This is a genomic window from Brachybacterium tyrofermentans (assembly GCF_014897585.1).
GTDB classification, from domain to species: domain Bacteria; phylum Actinomycetota; class Actinomycetes; order Actinomycetales; family Dermabacteraceae; genus Brachybacterium; species Brachybacterium tyrofermentans.
Genome location: NZ_JABUXW010000004.1, coordinates 139489 through 156883, shown reverse-complemented (window position 1 = coordinate 156883; position 17395 = coordinate 139489). Strand labels below are relative to the sequence as shown.

16 protein-coding genes are annotated in these 17395 nt (G+C 70.6%); 10 read left to right on the top strand and 6 right to left on the bottom strand.

What is annotated here, in order from left to right; all coding sequences use genetic code 11:
- Positions 1-10: 10 nt before the first annotated feature.
- From INT49_RS04305 to INT49_RS04295, 3 genes are all read right to left on the bottom strand, one after another.
- The gene (locus tag INT49_RS04305) at positions 11-1351 is read right to left on the bottom strand and encodes an ABC transporter substrate-binding protein (protein WP_193116479.1); all 1341 of its coding nucleotides are present in this window, start codon (positions 1349-1351) and stop codon (positions 11-13) included.
- Between the two features lie 447 nt (positions 1352-1798).
- The gene (locus INT49_RS04300; RefSeq protein ID WP_193116478.1) at positions 1799-2566 is read right to left on the bottom strand and encodes a hypothetical protein; all 768 of its coding nucleotides are present in this window, start codon (positions 2564-2566) and stop codon (positions 1799-1801) included.
- 108 nt (positions 2567-2674) lie between these two features.
- Positions 2675-3436: an SDR family NAD(P)-dependent oxidoreductase gene (locus INT49_RS04295; protein WP_193116477.1), complete on the bottom strand. Its 762-nt coding sequence runs from the start codon at positions 3434-3436 to the stop codon at positions 2675-2677.
- A 177-nt stretch (positions 3437-3613) separates the two neighbouring features.
- Between INT49_RS04295 and INT49_RS04290 the strand changes: the two genes are divergently transcribed.
- From INT49_RS04290 to INT49_RS04255, 8 genes are all read left to right on the top strand, one after another.
- Entirely contained in the window at positions 3614-4213 is a 600-nt protein-coding gene (locus INT49_RS04290; RefSeq protein WP_193116476.1) for a hypothetical protein, read from the top strand.
- A 188-nt stretch (positions 4214-4401) separates the two neighbouring features.
- Positions 4402-4551, top strand: a complete 150-nt coding sequence (locus INT49_RS04285; RefSeq protein WP_193116475.1) for a hypothetical protein — start codon at positions 4402-4404, stop codon at positions 4549-4551.
- Positions 4548-5522: a carbohydrate ABC transporter permease gene (locus INT49_RS04280; protein ID WP_193116474.1), complete on the top strand. Its 975-nt coding sequence runs from the start codon at positions 4548-4550 to the stop codon at positions 5520-5522. The genes INT49_RS04285 and INT49_RS04280 overlap by 4 nt, the downstream gene beginning before the upstream one ends.
- Positions 5522-6469, top strand: coding sequence for a carbohydrate ABC transporter permease (locus INT49_RS04275; RefSeq protein WP_193116473.1), 948 nt, complete (start codon positions 5522-5524; stop codon positions 6467-6469). The genes INT49_RS04280 and INT49_RS04275 overlap by 1 nt, the downstream gene beginning before the upstream one ends.
- Positions 6470-6498: 29 nt before the next feature.
- On the top strand, positions 6499-7878 hold the full coding sequence (locus tag INT49_RS04270; RefSeq protein WP_193116472.1) for an ABC transporter substrate-binding protein: 1380 nt from the start codon (positions 6499-6501) through the stop codon (positions 7876-7878).
- A gap of 8 nt (positions 7879-7886) precedes the next feature.
- The gene (locus INT49_RS04265) at positions 7887-8624 is read left to right on the top strand and encodes a glycerophosphodiester phosphodiesterase (protein ID WP_193116471.1); all 738 of its coding nucleotides are present in this window, start codon (positions 7887-7889) and stop codon (positions 8622-8624) included.
- 151 nt (positions 8625-8775) lie between these two features.
- Positions 8776-9729, top strand: coding sequence for a sugar-binding transcriptional regulator (locus INT49_RS04260; RefSeq protein ID WP_193116470.1), 954 nt, complete (start codon positions 8776-8778; stop codon positions 9727-9729).
- 132 nt (positions 9730-9861) lie between these two features.
- On the top strand, positions 9862-11055 hold the full coding sequence (locus INT49_RS04255; RefSeq protein WP_193116469.1) for an ROK family transcriptional regulator: 1194 nt from the start codon (positions 9862-9864) through the stop codon (positions 11053-11055).
- 54 nt (positions 11056-11109) lie between these two features.
- On the opposite strand, the gene INT49_RS04250 is transcribed toward INT49_RS04255, so the two are convergent.
- Positions 11110-11784, bottom strand: coding sequence for a dihydrofolate reductase family protein (locus tag INT49_RS04250; protein ID WP_193116468.1), 675 nt, complete (start codon positions 11782-11784; stop codon positions 11110-11112).
- Between the two features lie 229 nt (positions 11785-12013).
- Positions 12014-12226, bottom strand: a complete 213-nt coding sequence (locus tag INT49_RS04245) for a CsbD family protein (protein ID WP_193116467.1) — start codon at positions 12224-12226, stop codon at positions 12014-12016.
- A gap of 194 nt (positions 12227-12420) precedes the next feature.
- Here INT49_RS04245 and INT49_RS04240 point away from each other — a divergent pair, with 194 nt between their 5' ends.
- Together INT49_RS04240 and INT49_RS04235 are read left to right on the top strand one after the other, a co-directional pair.
- Positions 12421-13899, top strand: a complete 1479-nt coding sequence (locus INT49_RS04240) for a methyltransferase (protein WP_226849715.1) — start codon at positions 12421-12423, stop codon at positions 13897-13899.
- Between the two features lie 233 nt (positions 13900-14132).
- Positions 14133-15323 carry a 3-deoxy-7-phosphoheptulonate synthase gene (locus INT49_RS04235; RefSeq protein WP_193116466.1) on the top strand — a complete coding sequence of 397 codons (1191 nt, stop codon included), beginning with the start codon at positions 14133-14135 and terminating at the stop codon, positions 15321-15323.
- A gap of 27 nt (positions 15324-15350) precedes the next feature.
- On the opposite strand, the gene INT49_RS04230 is transcribed toward INT49_RS04235, so the two are convergent.
- Positions 15351-17294: an aconitate hydratase gene (locus INT49_RS04230; protein WP_193116465.1), complete on the bottom strand. Its 1944-nt coding sequence runs from the start codon at positions 17292-17294 to the stop codon at positions 15351-15353.
- Positions 17295-17395: the final 101 nt, after the last annotated feature.

Below are 17395 nucleotides of genomic sequence, written 5' to 3'. Positions count from 1 at the left end.
GCAGCCCTGTTCAGCTGGTGACCATCCCGTTCACCTCGGCGATGGTCGCCTCCGCGGCCTCCTGCGGCGTCGTCGTCCCGAAGCGCACGTCGGTCAGCAGGCGCGTGAACGTGTTCTGCGAATCGGCGGTGCCCATGGGCTGCACGGCGGGGGCATCGGCCAGCTCGGGCGTGATCGCCTCCAGGAAGTCCACGACATCGTGGTCGGTGGCGGTGAGGGCGTCGCCCATCGCCTCGATCGCGGCCGGGTCGGAGGGGACCCCGCGGTTCAGCAGCTGGATCGCCTGCGCCTTCGGGTCATTGACGAGGAAGCTCACGAGCTGCGCGGACTGCTCGGTGTTCTGGGAGGTCGCGGCGATCGACCAGTACATCGAGGCCTTCTTGAACAGGCCGTTCTCGGAGGCCGAGCCGGAGAGCGAGGGCGGGCGCAGCATGACCACGTCGTCGTCGGAGCCGACGGCGTCGCGCAGCGACTGCAGCTGGTTCGTCCAGGTCCAGCTCATCGCTGAGCGGCCCGTGGAGAACGCCTGCTGCTCGAGCGCCGTGGCGCTGTCCTCCACGGCGGCGTCCGCCGGAAGGGTCGCCCCGGACTCCTGCAGGTCGAGGTAGAGCTGGAACCACTGCGCGAGGGACTCGGGCGTGCAGCCCATCCCGTCAGCCGCCCACAGATCCTCGCCCTTCTGACGCAGGAAGATCGTGAGGTCCGCGTAGCTGGCCCCGCCGGTCATCCCGGTCGCGACCCCGGAGTCGCTGATCGCCGTCGCGATCTCCGCGAAGTCCTCCCACGTCCACGTGGTGTCATCGGGCAGCTCCACGCCTGCCTTCTCGAACAGTGCCGGGTTGGCCACGACCACCCAGGCGTTGGACCCGGTGGAGAGCCCGGTCAGCACGCCGTCCACGCGGCCGGCATCCAGATCGGCGGAGTCCAGGCCCGAGAGGTCCAGGCCCTCGAGGGACTCCAGATCGGCGAGCACGCCCCGCCCGGAGTACTCCGCGATGTACTTGCCGTCCATGTTGATGACGTCCGGCGGGGTGCCGCCGGCGACCTGCGTGGCGAGCTTGTCCCAGTAGCCGTCCCACTCCGAGGGCTGCAGCGAGACGTCCACCTCGGGCTTGTCCGCCGCGAAGGCATCGACCATCTCGCCGGTGAACTCCTGATAGAAGGCCGGGCCCCAGAACATGAAGCTCACCTCGTTCGAGGTCTCGGCGCTGCGCGAGGACGGCCCACAGGCGGCGAGGAGCATCGAGGAGGCGAGCCCGCCCGCGAGCACGGTGCGACGTCGGGGCCCGCCGGCGCTCCGGCGCACGCAGCCCGACCCGGTGCTGCGCAGCAGCGGCGAGGTGGGGATCATCGCGTGGGCCGACGGGCAGCGGGGGCGCCTGAACGCTGAGCCATCTGGGGAGCCATGAGCCGAGCCGTGCGCCGAAGCGACGTGGAGAGTGGTGCGGGGGAGCGGTGCAGTGTGCATGGAGATGTCCTTCGAGCGTCGTCGACCTCAGGAACTGCCAGGTGTGCCGGGAGCATACGAGACTGTGGATAGCGCTGTCCGGGGTGGCCGGGAGTTGCCGCGATTTCCCGTCCCGCCGCAACGTTTGCAGGGATTGTGCACTGCGAGAGCTCGCCCCTCAGCGCGGGGACGCCTGTTTGCCGGCTGCTCGCCAGCCACCATCGAGCTCACCGCGGCGAGTTCGCGTGCTGGAGCCGGGTCGCGCGGAAGGGTGGGACGCCGGGCAGGCGGGGCCGAGGTGCCCGACGGCCATGCAGTCCTTCCGGCCCCAATCCTTCCTCCCAGCCCCGGTCAGTCCTTCCAGAGGCTGGGGCCTGTCGAGTCCGTGGAGATGGTGAGCGTCGCGGACCAGTTCGGCCAGGCACGCCAGCCGTTGGGCTTCGCGTAGCAGTTGCCCTCGGCCTCCTCGCCCTCGGCGACCACCTGGAGCGCGGGCAGGTCCTCGTCGCAGCGTGGCGCGTCGTACGGTGAGTCGCCCTCCTGGGACTCAGCGACCGTCTGCTGGGCCTCGAGGTGGATGGCGCGGTCGGTGACCACGATCTCCTGTTCCAGCACGGTGTAGTGGATGGTGTCCCTGTCGATCACCGTCTGCTCGCCGGAGGTGACGGTCAGGTTCGAGACATCATCGACCTGGATCGTCGAGCGTGCCGACTGATCCTCGACTGTCACCGTGCACTCGTAGGTGGTGCTGTCGGAGGTCGTGCACTCCGAGCTGGTGGGCAGCTTCATCTTCGCCTGCTCGAGCACACGGCTCTCCATCGCGTAGCGCAGCACGCCGGCGACCATCTCCTCCTCGGTCGTGGCGCCCTCGACGCCCTCCTCCGCGGGATCCGGGATCGACGGTGCGCCCAGCTCGGCCTTCAGGCCCGTGGGGATCGGCTCTCCGGAGCCTCCGCGCACGTCGATGCGCGGGGCGATCAGCACGGCGCCCACCACCAGCGCGGCGATCACGAGCAGGATGACCCAGCCGGGGAGCCAGCCTTCCTTCTCCTCGGGGTGTCCGTCGGACGGGTCGGAGCCTGCGGGCGCGGCGGCACTCAGAGGATTTTCTGCACTCATGTCGATCAGGGTAGAAAGCTGACGGCGAGAGCGCAATTCATGGCGATGACGTGCAGTGCCCCGGCTCAGCCCTGGCCACGGTCCGGCCTCGTCACCCACCGCAGCCCCTCACGTCCGCAGGTGCGAGGCCCCGTTCAGATCCAGCACCGCGCCGGAGGCCCACTGCGCCTCGGGGGAGGTGAGGTAGAGGATCGCGGCGGCGACCTCCTCGGCCGTCCCCACCCGCCCGAAGGGGCTCTGCGCACGCAGTCCGTCGCCGGCCGGGCCCTCGAGCTTGGGCTGCTGGCGCTCGGTGCCGATGAATCCCGGCGCGACCGACGCCACCGCGATGCCGTGCGGGGCCAGGGCGAGCGCCATCGACTGGCCGAAGGCGTGCAGCCCAGCCTTCGCCGCCCCGTACGCGGGGGCGTCGGGCTCACCGCGGAACGCCCCGCGTGAGCCGACGTTCACGATCACCCCGGGCGCCTCGCGGGCGATCAGCGACCGCGCCACCAGGTAGGTGAGGTTCGCGGGCGCCGTGAGATCCACGTCGATCATCCGCGTGAAGCGCTGCTGCCACGCGGCGAAGTCGGTCTCGTCCACCCGGTGGTCGGTGCCCGGCCCGGGCGCGATCCCGGCGTTGTTCACCAGCACGTCGATCTGGCCGAGCCCGGCCTCCGCCTCGGCGACCACGCGCTGAGCCGTCGCCGGATCCGCGAGATCGCCGCCCACGAGCACATGTCCCTCGCCGTGCAGCAGGCTCACGGTCTCCTGCGCGGCGGCCTGGTCCGCACCGAAGTGCACGGCCACCTTCTCACCGCGTTCGCTCAGCGCTATCGCCGTGGCCCGGCCGATCCCGCGGGATGCTCCCGTGACCAGTGCACATCTCATGGTGGTTCCTCTCCGTCGGCCCGACAACCGGTCGTCCCTCCACCTTGCCGGACATCGCGGAGCCAGCGGGTGCGGCGCACCGGCGAGCTCGAGCGCCGTCGTTCCCCATCGCTCGCCGCCAGGGTCGCCAGGTGCCGCGGCTGGGGGAGCGACGGCGACTGAGATAGCGTGCGATCGATGCAGAACGATATGGCAGGCGCCGGGGTCGGGCCCGGACCGCACCCGCTGGGGGCCGAGCTGATGGACCTCGGGGCCCTGCGCCGCACCTCTGCGGGCCGGGGGCTGAGCGTTCTTCTCGCGATGCTCGTGCTGCTGGGGCTGGGAGTGCTCGCCGCCGTCGGGATCCTCATGGTGCTCGCCGTCGTCCATGGCGAGCCGTCCTCAGCGGTCGTCGGCGGGGTGGTGGCGATCGTCGGCCTGCCAGGTATCGGCGGGCTCTGCTTCTTCGCCCATCGCACCCTGCAGTCCTCCCTCTCGATCCACGAGCACGGGATCGTGGCGCGCCAGCCGTTCGCCGGGACCCTCGTGATCCCCTGGGCCGAGGTGACCGAGATGATCCACCCCCGTTACCCCACCCGGACTGCGACGTTCCTGGTCGCGCTGTCCACGGGGCGCTGGGTGGGGATCGGGCGTCTCAAGCTGAACCCCCGTCGGGGGCCGGACCGGGAGTTCCATCCCCACCCCGACGCCGCGCTCGTCCTGGACCACTACGCGCAGTGGTGCCGACGCCACGGCCGCCCCATCGCCATCCGGAGCTCGGGCATCTTCGGGGTGTGAGCGGGACGTCTCCGCGGGACCTGCGCCGGAAACCCCGGATGAACATCGCGCCACGTCTCCAGTGCACATAAGAGCACCGATCCAGCACAACGGAGCAGCGGCGTTACGGTGGGTCCCGACGTGACCGGGCCCACTGCGGACGGTGGGCCACAGCAGGCAGGAGCCAGGCCGCTCCCGGAAGGACCACCATGACGCCGAACCGTGCCGCGGTGATGCCGGAGATCGGAACCCTCGAGATCCGCGATGTCCCCGTCCCCACCCTCGCCCCGTTCCAGGCGCTGGTGAGCACCGAAGCCGGCGGCCTCCCTGACACCGAGCACCCCCGGGAGGCCCGATGAGCACCAGTCCCACGGCCCCGGAGAGGTCGCGGAAGGAGGCCCCGACCTCGGTGACGTCGCTGCCGCCCCTGTCGGCGGAGCGCCTCGCCGCCCGCCGCCGACGCCTGCGACGCGGCTACGGCCTGTTCGCCCTGTTCGCCTTCCCCAACCTCGCGCTCATCGCCGTCTTCGCGTACTGGCCGATCATCGCGAACCTCTACCTGAGCCTCACCAGCTGGGACTTCATCTCTCCCGAGCCGCTCTTCGTGGGGCTGACGAACTACACCTCGATGCTCGTCTCGCCCTCCTTCCACAAGGTGCTGTGGGTGTCGTTGGTGTGGGTTGTCGTGGTGGTCGGCATCAGCCTCGTGCTCGGTGTGCTGCTGGCGGCCCTCTTCTCCAAGAAGCTGCCCGGCACCTCGGTCGCCACGGGCATCGTGTTCACCCCGCACGTCGTCTCCGGCGCCGCGATCGCCGTGGTGTGGCTGTTCATCTTCGACCCCAACTACGGCCTGGCACGTGTGGTCTTCAACCTCGTCGGGGCGGATTCGCCGAGCTGGACCACCGACGCCGACTGGGCGCTGCCCGCCCTGCTGATCGTCTCGATCTGGAAAGGCGTCGGCTTCGTCTCGATCGTGTACCTCGCCGGCATCCAGGGGCTGCCCACCGACGTCCTCGAGGCCGCCGAGCTCGACGGCGCCAACTCGTTCCAGACCTTCACCCGGGTGATCCTCCCGCTGCTCTCGCCCACCACGTTCTTCCTGGTCATCACCCAGACCATCGGCGCCTTCCAGGCGTTCGACCTGATCGCGGTGATGACGAACGGCGGCCCGGCCTCCTCCACCACCACGCTGAGCTGGTTCATCTACGAACAGGCGTTCTCCCGCTCCAACGTCGGCCTCTCCGCCGCCGCCGGCACCGTCATGTTCGTGATCCTCATGGTCATCACGGCCCTGCAGTTCCGGTTCGTCGAGAAGAAGGTGCACTACTGATGGCGGATCCCACGACCACCCGCACGGCGGCCGAGGGGGACCAGCGGGCCGACGAGTCCGTCGGCCGCACCGGCAGCACGTCCCGCGGACCCGCGTCTTCCACCCGTCGCCGCCGCCCGAGCCCCCTGAGGCGCAGCTGGTGGGGATACCTGCTGCTGATCGCTGTGGGCCTGGTCTTCCTCATCCCGCTGTACATGCTGCTGTCCACGTCGTTCAAGACCAACGGCGACATCTACTCCTGGCCCATGAAGTGGCTGCCCAGCGAGCTGACCTTCGAGAACATGCGCGAGGCCTGGCGGATCGCACCCTTCGGGGCGTTCATCAAGAACTCGGTGATCGTCACGGTCATCGGGGCGACGCTCAAGGTGGTGCTCGCCGTCTTCGCCGCCTACGCGTTCGCGTTCCTGCCCTTCCCGGGCAAGAAGTGGCTGTTCGTGGTGATGCTCGGCGCGCTCATGGTCCCCGGTCACGTCACGCTGCTGGTCAACTACATCACCATGGGCAACATGGGCCTGATCAACACCTACGCGGGCCTGATCCTGCCGGGGGTGGCCTCCGCCTTCGGAACCTTCCTGCTGCGCCAGCACTTCATGTCGCTGCCCGCGGAGGTGTTCGAGGCCGCGGAGGTCGACGGCTGTGGTCACCTGCGCCGGCTCATCTCCTTCACGCTGCCGATGTCGATCCCGGCCGTGGTCACCGTGGCCCTGGTCGCCGTCATCGACGAGTGGAACAACTTCGTGTGGCCGCTGATCATCACCAACTCGGTGAACATGCGCACCCTGCCCATCGGGCTGATGTATTTGAAGTCCAACGACGGCCTGACCAACTGGGGCGTGCTGATGTCCGGCACCCTCATCGTGGTGCTCCCGATGCTGTTCGTGTTCCTGTGCGCCCAGCGCTACATCGTCTCCGGGCTCACCGGCGCCGCCGCCGGCAACGGTCGCTGAGCACCGTGCCCCGTCCTGCAAGGAGAGCCATGCCTTCCACCCGTTCCCGCGGGCGCTCCGCCCGCCCCCGCACCCCCTCGCGCCGGCTGCTGCTGGGCGCCGGACTGTTCGCCGCCGGGACACCGCTGCTGGGCGGCTGCTTCGGCCTCGGCGACACCGAGGGGCTCGTGCTCGAGCAGCCCGGCGGCGAGACCCCCGAGGAGTTCGCGGGCCGTCAGCGCGTGGTCATCTGGAGCGCCTACACCGCGCACAACGCCGAGGTGATCCAGGCGAACATCGACGCCTTCCACAAGGCGCAGAGCGAGATCTACGTCGAGGTGCAGATCTTCGACAGCTACGAGGGCGTGGAGTCCAAGCTCTCCGCGAGCCTGCAGGCCCGCCAGGTGCCCGACATCGTCGTGTTCAGCGACGTGGTGTGGAACCGCTTCTACCTCGCGGAGGTGCTCGAGCCGCTCAAGGGCTACTTCGACGACTCCTTCGGCACCGACACCTACCACGAGCGGTTCCTCGCCGAGGGCACCGTCAAGGACGACATCTGGTGGCTCCCCTTCGGCCGCTCGACGCCGCTGTTCTACTACAACCGCGAGATCTTCGACGCCGTGGGCCTCCCGGACCGCGCGCCGGAGACCTACACCGAGTACGCCGAGTGGGGCCGCGAGGTCACCGGCTACGAGTACCACGGCAACAAGGTCGCCATGCGCGCCTACATCGGCGGCGACGACTGGTACTTCTCGGGCTCGATCTGGGCCTTCGGCGGCGCCTACTCCGACGGCCTGGACATGACGCTGACCACCGACGAGTCGATCGCCGCGCTCGAGTACGACCGGACGTTCATCCACGACGACGGCTCGGGCTATCTCGCGGCCGACGCCACCGGCGACTTCTCCTCGGGTGCCTGCGCCACCGCCCTGCAGTCCACCGGCAGCCTCTCCGGCATCAAGGAGGCCGCGACCTTCGACTTCGGCTGCGGGTACCTTCCGCAGGAGGTCGGCCCCGGGGTCCCCACCGGCGGCGGCGGGCTGTCGATCATGAAGTACGCCTCCGCGCAGCGGAAGCAGGCCGCCTGGGAGGTCATCAAGTTCCTCAGCACCGGGCAGGCCTCGATCGACTGGACCCTGGGCAGCGGCTATGTGCCCTCCACGAAGGACGCGATGGAGTCCGACGAGATCGCGGCGCGCTCCGCCGAGGACCCCCGCTACCAGGTCGGCATCGACCAGCTCGAGATCGCGCAGGGGCCCGACGTCGCCCGACGCTATGTGCCCGAGACGCTCGTTGAGGCCAAGAACGCCATCCAGTCCGTCTACTCGGCCGGCGAGGACGCCGAGAAGGTGCTGACCAGGATGGAGAAGGAGCTGGAGCCCGCGATCGACCGGGTCCGGGAGAAGTACGAGCAGAGAGTGGGAGAGTGAGAGGCACGATGGGAAAGATGCTGATCGTGGGCCACCGCGGCGCGATGGCGCACGCCCCCGAGAACAGTCTGGAGGGCTACGAGCTGGCCGAGCAGATCGGGGTCGACGAGATCGAGCTCGACGTGCGGCTCAGCGCCGACGAGGAGCTGTTCCTCCTGCACGACGCGACGCTGGACCGCACCGCCGGCGACGACTCCGCGCGGGGCCTCGGCCCGGCCAGGGAGATGACCCTGGCCGAGCTGCGCTCCGTGGTGCTGGACTCCGGCTTCGGCGTGGTGACGCTTCAGGAGATGTACGAGGCCACCCGCACCGTCATCCAGCTCGAGATCAAGGCCCCGGAGACCGTGCCCTACCTGGCGCGCTACTTCGAGGCCCATCCCGAGCACGCTGCACGGACGCAGCTGACCAGCTTCAAGGAGGAGCCGCTGCGCGAGGCCATGGAGCTGTTCCCCGACGTGCCGCGCGGCATCATCCGCCACGACATCGCCGCAGCCGAGGAGTTCGAGGGCGGCTGGGAGAAGCTCGTGGACCACACGGGCGCGTCCCGGATCTGCGTGGGCTTCGAGGGGCTCACCGACCAGCACGTCCAGGCGTTCCGGGACCGCGGCCTCGAGCTGCACCTGTGGCCGATGCGCTCGTTCGAGAACATGCGCGAGGCGGTGCGCCTGGGGGCCGACGGCACCACGGCCGACGACCCGGCACTCGCCATGGACTGGCTCGACGAGGCCGATGCCGCCTCCACCTGACCGTCCGCCGCTCGACCGTCGGGTGGCGGACCGGAGTCCGCTCGGAGGCGGTTCGCGACCTGACTGTCCGGCGGACGGGGAGGAACGAGGGCCATCCATGGACGACCCGTCGTCCCCGATATCTGCACGGATGCGGCAATACCATGCGCTCATGAGCGCACAGATGCCCTTGGACCAGCAGATCCTGCACGTGTACGTCGCCATGCAGAATCTCGCCCACGGACGCACCGTCAACGACATCGCCGAGGAGATCGGCAAGTCGCGCTTCGTCACCGCGCGCATGGTGCGAAAGGCTCGTGACCTGGGACTGATCGAGGTGCGCCCGGCCGTGGAGGTCCCGATCGACGTGGACCTCTCGACGCGGCTCGCCCGGCGCTACGGCCTGCAGTCCGCGCTCGTGGTCGCCACCCGCTCCGCGCAGGACGCCGAGGTGCGCGAGGCCATCGCCGCGGTCACCGCCCGGTTCATCCGCGAGACCGTGCAGGAGGACGACGTGCTCGGCTTCGCGCCCGGCCGCACCCTCGTGCTCGCCTCCCGGCAGATCGACGCGCTGCCCAGCGCCGACGTCGTCCAGCTGACCGGCATCGGCTGGCCGCGGCTCGAGGACGGCGTCGAGGTCATCTCCAACATCGGCCGCGCGGCCGGGGGAGCGACCTCGCCGCTGTATGTCCCGATCCTCATCGAGCTCGAGGCGACGCCGATCCTCCGTCATCCCGCGATCCAGGAGACCATGGCGAGGTTCCGGCACGTCCGCAAGGCCTTCCTCACCATCGGCGGCTGGCCCGACTCCTCGCTGCTGGCGCAGATCCTCGCCGAGAACGGGGAGCGGGAGACCTTCGAGGAGAGGGGAGTGGTGGCCGAGTTCGGCACCACGCTGCTGGACATCGAGGGTCGGAGCGTCAGCGGCCTCGAGGGCCGCTTCATCGGCATCCCGGAGACGGAGCTGCGCTGGGTGCCTCTCCGGGTGGCGATCGGCGGCGGCGAGTGGAAGGAGCGCGGAGTGCTCGCGACCCTCCGGTCAGGACTCGCCCACGTGATCATCACGGACGTGCGCTCGGCCGAGCTGGCGCTCGCCGCGGCGGATGCTCCCGAGATGCCTGTGTGACGCGGGCTCAGTGGCCAGGGTGAGGTGACCCGCGGCTCTGCCCGCAGCATTCCCGCCAGCAGCATTTCGGCCGTCGGTGACAGCCGATTCACGCGGACCGGGCGCAGGGTGCCATACTGGGATGATCCGGACGTGACCGGCGTCACGAAGGGGGTGGAGGGTATGCACCGCACGGGACGCCGAGCGGATCCCAGCTCGGTACGCAGCTGGAACGAATATGCCGTGGTCGACGCCCTCCGCACCGACGGCCCCCAGCGCATCACCGAGCTCGTCGGCTCCACCGGGCTCTCCCAGGCCACCCTCGCCGAGGTGCTGCGCGGGCTGAGCGACAAGGGCTGGGCCGACGTCGGCCCCGCGCGGGTCAGCGGTCCGGGCCGGCCGTCCCAGATGTTCAGCGCTCGCACCCCCGCGGGGCAGGTTCTCGGGGTCGACATCGGGCCGCATTCCGTGCGCGCCGTCAGCACGGACCTCGCGGGGGAGCCCGTGCGTCGTGCCGAGTGCGAGGTGGCCGACGGGGAGATCCGGCGTGATGCCTCGCCGGTGCACGAGGCCGTCTCGACCGTGGTCGCGGAGTGCACCGACGACGCCTCCGAGGTGTGGGTGACGGCGTTCGCCCTGTCCGGAACCGTCGACGACGGTGGCCGGCTGGCCCGATCGGTGACGCTCCCCGCCTGGGAAGGGCACCGGCCGGGTGATCTCCTGGGCGAGTGCATCCAGGGCATCACGATGGCTGACAACGACGTGCGGGCTGCGCTCTGGGCGGAGCACCGGGTGGGCGTCTCCCGGGGGCACACGGAGGTGGTGCAGATCCAGCTGGGACGGCGACCCTCGATGGCGCTGCTGCTGGGCGGGGTCCCGCGTCAGGGCGTCCATCACATCGCGGGGGACCTGTCGATGTCCGCGCTGCGGCCCACGAGCGAGCTGCGTGCCTGGCGGAGCGACGCCGATGGCATCCGGGACCCGGTAGGCCACATGGTGCAGGCCGCGCTCGACGGGGACCCGGCGGTGCTGGCCACGGTGAAGGACTACACCGGACAGGTCGCGGAGACGCTCGCCCTGGCGGCCACCCTCGTGGACCCGTCCCTGGTGGTCGTCGGCGGTGCGCTCACCCCGCTCGCGCACCTCTTCGAGGACGATCTGCGAGAGTACCTCGCGACCCACGCCCAGATCGCACCCGAGCTCGGCATCTCCCAGCTCGACCAGTTCGCGAGCGCCCATGGAGCCGCCCTGCTCGCCTCCCGCGACATCCTGTCCACCCTCGCCGATCCGACGACGGGGCTGCGCCCCTTCACTCGCGAGGCGTACACAGCCGGCGTGGGCTCCTAGCGGGTCCGTCGGGCGAGAGACACCGTCGGACCGACCGGCATCGACCCTGGGTGCTCAGCGACGCCAGAGGAAGCAGTGCGTGACGCCGCTGGGCGCGAGGACCTTCTCCAGATGGAAGCGGTCCGTGAGGTCCTCCGGGGCATCCCACAGCCGGAGCCCGCTGCCGTACTCGAGCGGGGCGACCGCCACGTGCAGCTCATCGATGAGGTCCGCCTCGAGGAACTGGCGAACGGTGGAGACCCCGCCGCCGATGCGCACGTCCTTCCCGTCGGCCGCCGCGAAGGCCTGCTCGAGCGCCTCCCGCGGGGTGCCGTCCACGAAATGGAAGGTGGTGTCCGAGAGCGAGAACGACGGCCGCGGGTGATGGGTCATCACGACCACGGGCGTGTGGAACGGCGGATCCTCGCCCCACCAGCCGGTCCACTCCTCATCCGGCCACGGGCCGCGCACGGGGCCGAACTTGTTGCGCCCCATGATCTCCGCGCCGATGTTCTGGGAGAAGTCTCTGGTCAGGCGGTCCTCGAGGCCTCGTGTGCCGCCACCATCGGTGCGTCCGGGGAAGTTCGCGGTCTCGAAACTCCAGGCCATGAGCTTGCTGGGGTCGAGGGGGCCGGTGCTCACGGTCCCGAAGGGCCGCTCGAGGCTCTGGTGCTCCCCGGCGCCGATGCCGTCGCGGGAGACGGTGAAGTTCTGGACCCTGACCCGTTGGGGCTGTTCTCGTGGCGTCATCGCGCACTTCCTGTCGAGGCTGCGGCGGCGTGCCGCTGGCAGGTCACGCTACTCCGTCCGGTCCTGTCCCGCCCGGTCCAGTCCCGTCCAGTCCCGTCCAGTCCTGCCCCCGTCCGGTGCCTGCGGGGCTGGGCGTCGCGGCCCTGGACGCGTCGAGGGCGGCCCCACCAGGTGGAGCCGCCCTCGGATCGGGTCGACGGCGGCGCGGAGCCGCTGCCGTCCCGGCAGATCAGTCGGTCTTGTCCTTCTTGCCGAACATCCCGCCGACCGCGCCCTTCACGGTGTCGCGGGCGTCCTGGAGCTTGTCCTTGGCGTCGGCCTTGCCCTGCTGGGCCTGGCCCTCCGCCTGGGTCTCCTTGTCGCCGGTGAGCTTGCCGAAACCTTCCTTGGCCTGGCCGCCCATCTTGTCGGTCGCGTTCTCGAACTTCTCGTCTGCACTCATGACGTGCCTCCTTCGTCGAAACGAACACAGGATGCCTGCGGTGCCGAGTATAGGAACGGAGGCTGGGCGAGCGCCGACCTCCCGGTCAGCCCAGTTCAGGTCAGCGGCCGTCCCTGCGAACGCCACGTCCGGATAGTCCCGCTGTGCGCACTGAGCGATACGAGCTTTCGTCGCTGTGCGTCGGCTCGAGGCGTATGGAGCGTAGAGCCGACGCTGGGGAGCAGAAGGTCGTAGGGCTGGGGCTGGGGCTGGGGCTGGGGCTGGGGCTTGGCGGGGTGGGTCAGGCGGTGGTGACGACCTGGTGGAACCAGGTGGTGAGGGTGGTGGGGTGGGTGATGGCGGTGCTGACCACGACGGCGAAGGCGCCGGTGGCGCGGGAAGTGCCTCGGCCCGGTCCGGCCCGGACCGTGATCGCAGAGCGCGATCGCAGGGCAGGTGAGACACTCTTCGGACCGGACGAGAAGGACTCGTCGCGAGGAGCCCTTCTGTGCACCGACCCGGATGCGGCGCCGGATCCTCGTTCGTCGACGTCCTGGGAGACACCGATGCCCCTGGTCAGCTGGACCGAGAACGACGCTGTGCAGTCGGCGCGGTGGCGCTCCGAGAACGGTGCTCCTCCGCCCGTCACGGTCGAGATCGCCGATGACACGCTCACCGCGAACGCCGCTCTGCGCCACCTGCGCGCCGGCAGCTCGCTGCTGTGGCGCGGCGACTTCCACAACGCCCGGCAGCTCCTCAAGGCCGTCTCCCGGCGCATCGATCACGGAAGCATCTCGCGCAAGCTGGGCATCTCGGCCCTGTTCCGTGCGCATCGCGCCGAGAGGGCGGAACGCTCCCAGGTGCTCGGCGGCATCGTCGTGCTCCTCGAGCCCGGCGGCCGCCTCGCGCTGCGCCGCGCCCCGGACATCGCGGACGCCTGCCGTGAGGCCTACGGCGAGCTGGAGGAGCCCACGCTGGTCTCGCTCACCGAGCTGCAGGGCGTCCTGAGCGCCTACCAGTGGCATGAGCAGGGGGTCCCGGTCCCGGCGCTCGGTGCCCGCATCCACCCTCGTCACAGCGTCTTCTCGCCCTCGCGCTCCGAATACGTGGACCTCGTGGCCCGGGTGCCGCTGCCCACCACGAGGGAGCAGCTCACGGCCTTCGACATCGGCACCGGCACCGGGGTGCTGGCGGCGGTCCTCGCCCGACGGGGTGTGGTGAACGTGGTCGCCACCGACGTGAACCCCCGCGCCGTCGAGAGCGCCCGGGAGAACATCGAGCGACTCGAGCTGACGTCGGCGGTCACCGTGATCGAGACGGATCTCTTCCCGCCGGGGCGCGCCGACCTCGTGGTGTGCAACCCGCCGTGGCTGCCGGGGACCCCCACCTCCGCGCTCGAGCTGGGCATCTACGACGACGGCTCCACCATGCTGCGTGGTTTCCTCGCGGGCCTCGCCGATCACCTCACCCCCGGAGGGGAGGGCTGGCTGGTTCTGTCCGACCTCGCCGAGCACCTCGAGCTGCGCAGCCGCGACGAGCTGCGGCGCCTGATCCGCCGGGCCGGTCTGGAGGTTGCCGGCGAGGACTCGACCACGCCGCGCCACGGCCGCGCCGCCGACGCCCTCGACCTGCTCCACGCCGCCCGCCGCCAGGAGGTCACCACTCTGTGGCGCCTCCGAGCCAAGGCCGCCTGACCCTGGTCCTGTCGGCCGACCATCGGGCGGACCGGGCTTGCGTCGTGCGCCTGGGCCTGTACTCTCCTGGCATGACGAACCGATGGTTTACCTATGCGAAGTCGGCCCTGGAGGGGCCGGCGATGCCATAGCGTCACCATCCCTTCAGAGCCGCCGGGGCAGAGCATTCGCTCTGCCCTTCGCCATTCCCGGCGGGCTCTGCATCGGGTCCGCTCTCCCTCAGGACAGGACCCATGACAGCTCTCGACACAGTCCCAGCCAGCACAGGCCCGGCCGCCACGGCCACCGCAGCCTCCTCCGCCGCCTCGGCCTCCGCGGCCACCCCCGATCGCCACATCGCGAGCCTCACTCCGCTGCCCACCCCGGCCGAGCTCCTCGCCGAGCTGCCGCTGCGGCCGGACCTCGCCGATCTCGTGGGCAGTGCCCGCGACCAGGTGCGCGCGGTGCTCGAGGGCACCGATGACCGCCTGCTCGTCGTCGTGGGCCCCTGCTCGATCCATGACCCGGAGGCCGGGCTCGAGTACGCCTGCCTGCTCGCCGGGATCCAGGAGGAGCTGGGCGATGACCTGCTGCTGGTGATGCGCACCTACTTCGAGAAGCCGCGCACCACCGTCGGCTGGAAGGGCCTGATCAACGACCCGCACCTCAACGGCAGCCACGACATCGCCACCGGTCTGCGCCGGGCCCGCGATTTCCTGCTCGATGTCACGGGTCTGGGCCTGCCCTGCGCCACCGAGTTCCTCGAGCCGATCAGCCCGCAGTACATCGCGGACCTCATCAGCTGGGGCGCGATCGGGGCCCGCACCACCGAATCGCAGATCCACCGCCAGCTCGCCTCCGGCTTGTCCATGCCGATCGGGTTCAAGAACGGCACCGACGGAAGCATCCAGGTGGCGCTGGACGCGGTTGCGGCGGCCTCGTCCCCGCAGTCCTTCCTCGGGATCGGGGCCGACGGGCGGGCGAGCCTGGTCTCGACCACCGGCAACCCCGACGTCAACCTGATCCTGCGCGGCGGGTCCGACGGCCCGAACTGGGGCCCCGGCCCCGTGCGCACCGCCGCCGAGCGCCTCGCGGAGCAGGGCCTGCCGCCGCGCCTGGTGATCGACGCCAGCCACGGCAACTCCGGCAAGGACCACGTGCGCCAGGCCGAGGTCGCCACGATGCTCGCCGACCAGATCGCGGTGGACGGCAGGACGACAGACGGCAGCGCGGCTGCCGGCGGTGCGATCGCCGGGGTCATGCTCGAGAGCAACCTCGTCGCCGGCGCACAGAAGCTCGACGTCGACGCCGGACCGACGGGCCTCGTGCGCGGCCAGTCCGTGACCGATGCGTGCATGGACTGGGCAGCCACCGAGGACGTGCTGCGCGCTCTCGCGGGCGGGGTGCGTCGGCGGCGAGGAGGTCACGCCGCGCTCGCACGCTGACGGGCAGATCGGGGCAGCGGCCGACCCTCAGACCTCGCGCGCCGCGAGGGGGATCCGTCCGCCGGCGAGGACCATCTGCACCTGGCGCTCCGAGAGCCGGTGGTGCAGCCCCACCTCGCGGCCTCCGATCTGCGCCGTGACCGAGGTGCCGCTGCGGAGCGCCTCGTGCACGCCGTCGAGCACCACCTGGTCGTTCGTCCCGATACGGGTGAGGTCCGCGGGGTCGTCGAACTCGAGGGCGAGGATCCCGAAGTTCGCGAGGTTCTGCCAGTGGATCCGCGCGAAGCCCACTGCGATCACGGCCTTCAGTCCCAGGTAGCGCGGCGCGATCACGGCGTGCTCGCGGGAGGAGCCCTGGCCGTAGTTCCTCCCGGCCACGACCACGTGCCCGCCTTCGGCGGCCTGCGCGTTCCGCGGATAGTCCGGGTCGATCCGGGTGAAGGCGAACTCGGCGATCTTGGGGATGTTGCTGCGGAAGGGCAGCACGCGGGACCCGGCGGGCAGGATCTCGTCGGTCGAGACGTCGTCGCCCATCACCAAGATCGCGGGCACGTCCAGGTGGTCCTCGACCGGGGCGAAGTCCGGCAGCGAGGAGATGTTCGAGCCCTTCACCAGCTCGACCTCCGCAGCCTCCTCCGGCGGCAGGGGAGCGGCCAGCATCGAGGGCAGATGGGCATACCGCTCCGGCATCGTCGGGCGCGGACAGGTCAGGCCGTGGGAGCCGGCCAGGGTGCGCGGATCGGTGATCTTCCCGGTCAGGGCGGCGGCTGCGGCGGTCTCGGGGGAGCACAGCCACACCGCGTCCTCCTCCGTGCCGGAGCGGCCCGGGAAGTTCCGCGGCATGGTGCGCAGCGAGTTGCGGCCCGCGGCGGGGGCCTGGCCCATGCCGATGCAGCCCATGCAGCCGGACTGGTGGATGCGGGCGCCGGCCGCGACCAGCGAGGTCAGCCAGCCGCCGGTGATCAGATCCGCGAGCACCTCGCGGGAGGTGGGGTTGATGTCGACGGAGACCTGGTCGTGGCTCTGCTGCCCGGCGAGGATCTCGGCGACCACGGCGAAGTCCCGCAGCCCCGGGTTGGCGGAGGAGCCGACCACCACCTGGAACACCTCCTCGCCGGCCGCCTCGGCCACCGTCACCACGTTGCCGGGGGAGGAGGGGCGCGCGATCAGCGGCTCCAGGGTCGACAGATCGATCTGCTCGGTGACGTCGTAGGACGCGCCGGCGTCGGCCTCCCAGCGCTCGAAGTCGTCCTCGCGGCCGACGGCGGCGAGATAGTCGCGGGCCACATCGTCGGCCGGGAAGACCGTCGCGGTCGCGCCCAGCTCCGCGCCCATGTTCGCGATGACGTGCCGGTCCATCGCGCTCAGCTGCGCCAGACCCTCGCCGTGATACTCGATGATGCGACCCACGCCGCCGCTGACGCCGTGGCGGCGCAGCATCTCCAGCACCACATCCTTCGCGGAGACCCACTCGGGCAGGGTGCCCGTCAGCTCCACGCCCCAGACGTCCGGGGTCGTGACGTACATCGGCTGGCCGGCCATCGCCATCGCGATCTCCAGACCGCCCACCCCGACGGCGAGCATGCCCAGCGCGCCCGCCGCGCACGTATGGGAGTCGGAACCGATCAGGAGCGCGCCGGGGCGGCCGAAGTGGGCCTGGTGCACCGGATGGGAGACCCCGTTGCCCGCCTGGGAGAACCACAGCCCGAACCGCTCGGCGGCGGAGCGCAGGAACAGGTGGTCCTCGGGGTTCTTCTCGTCGGTCTGGAGCAGGTTGTGGTCCACGTACTGCACCGACAGCTCGGTGCGGATCCGGTCCAGGCCCATGGCCTCCAGCTCCAGCATCACCATGGTGCCGGTGGCGTCCTGGGTGAGGGTCTGGTCCACGCGCAGCCCCACCTCGGCCCCGGGTGTGAGCTCACCGTCGACGAGGTGAGAGGCGAGAAGTTTCTGAGCGACGTTCCGTGCCACAGCGCAGTCCTCCTGGGGTAGCGGCCCGCCGTCGTCGGTCCGACGGCGGACCTCCCTGCCAGGGTAGGCCGGATCAGCGCGGGTGCCCAGGATGGGGGCTG

Coding starts and splice junctions, on each gene's coding strand:
- INT49_RS04305 (WP_193116479.1), bottom strand. CDS start 1,351: ATGATCCCCACCTCGCCGCTGCTGCGCAGCACCGGGTCGGGCTGCGTG.
- INT49_RS04300 (WP_193116478.1), bottom strand. CDS start 2,566: ATGAGTGCAGAAAATCCTCTGAGTGCCGCCGCGCCCGCAGGCTCCGAC.
- INT49_RS04295 (WP_193116477.1), bottom strand. CDS start 3,436: ATGAGATGTGCACTGGTCACGGGAGCATCCCGCGGGATCGGCCGGGCC.
- INT49_RS04290 (WP_193116476.1), top strand. CDS start 3,614: ATGCAGAACGATATGGCAGGCGCCGGGGTCGGGCCCGGACCGCACCCG.
- INT49_RS04285 (WP_193116475.1), top strand. CDS start 4,402: ATGACGCCGAACCGTGCCGCGGTGATGCCGGAGATCGGAACCCTCGAG.
- INT49_RS04280 (WP_193116474.1), top strand. CDS start 4,548: ATGAGCACCAGTCCCACGGCCCCGGAGAGGTCGCGGAAGGAGGCCCCG.
- INT49_RS04275 (WP_193116473.1), top strand. CDS start 5,522: ATGGCGGATCCCACGACCACCCGCACGGCGGCCGAGGGGGACCAGCGG.
- INT49_RS04270 (WP_193116472.1), top strand. CDS start 6,499: ATGCCTTCCACCCGTTCCCGCGGGCGCTCCGCCCGCCCCCGCACCCCC.
- INT49_RS04265 (WP_193116471.1), top strand. CDS start 7,887: ATGGGAAAGATGCTGATCGTGGGCCACCGCGGCGCGATGGCGCACGCC.
- INT49_RS04260 (WP_193116470.1), top strand. CDS start 8,776: ATGAGCGCACAGATGCCCTTGGACCAGCAGATCCTGCACGTGTACGTC.
- INT49_RS04250 (WP_193116468.1), bottom strand. CDS start 11,784: ATGACGCCACGAGAACAGCCCCAACGGGTCAGGGTCCAGAACTTCACC.
- INT49_RS04245 (WP_193116467.1), bottom strand. CDS start 12,226: ATGAGTGCAGACGAGAAGTTCGAGAACGCGACCGACAAGATGGGCGGC.
- INT49_RS04240 (WP_226849715.1), top strand. CDS start 12,421: ATGGAGCGTAGAGCCGACGCTGGGGAGCAGAAGGTCGTAGGGCTGGGG.
- INT49_RS04235 (WP_193116466.1), top strand. CDS start 14,133: ATGACAGCTCTCGACACAGTCCCAGCCAGCACAGGCCCGGCCGCCACG.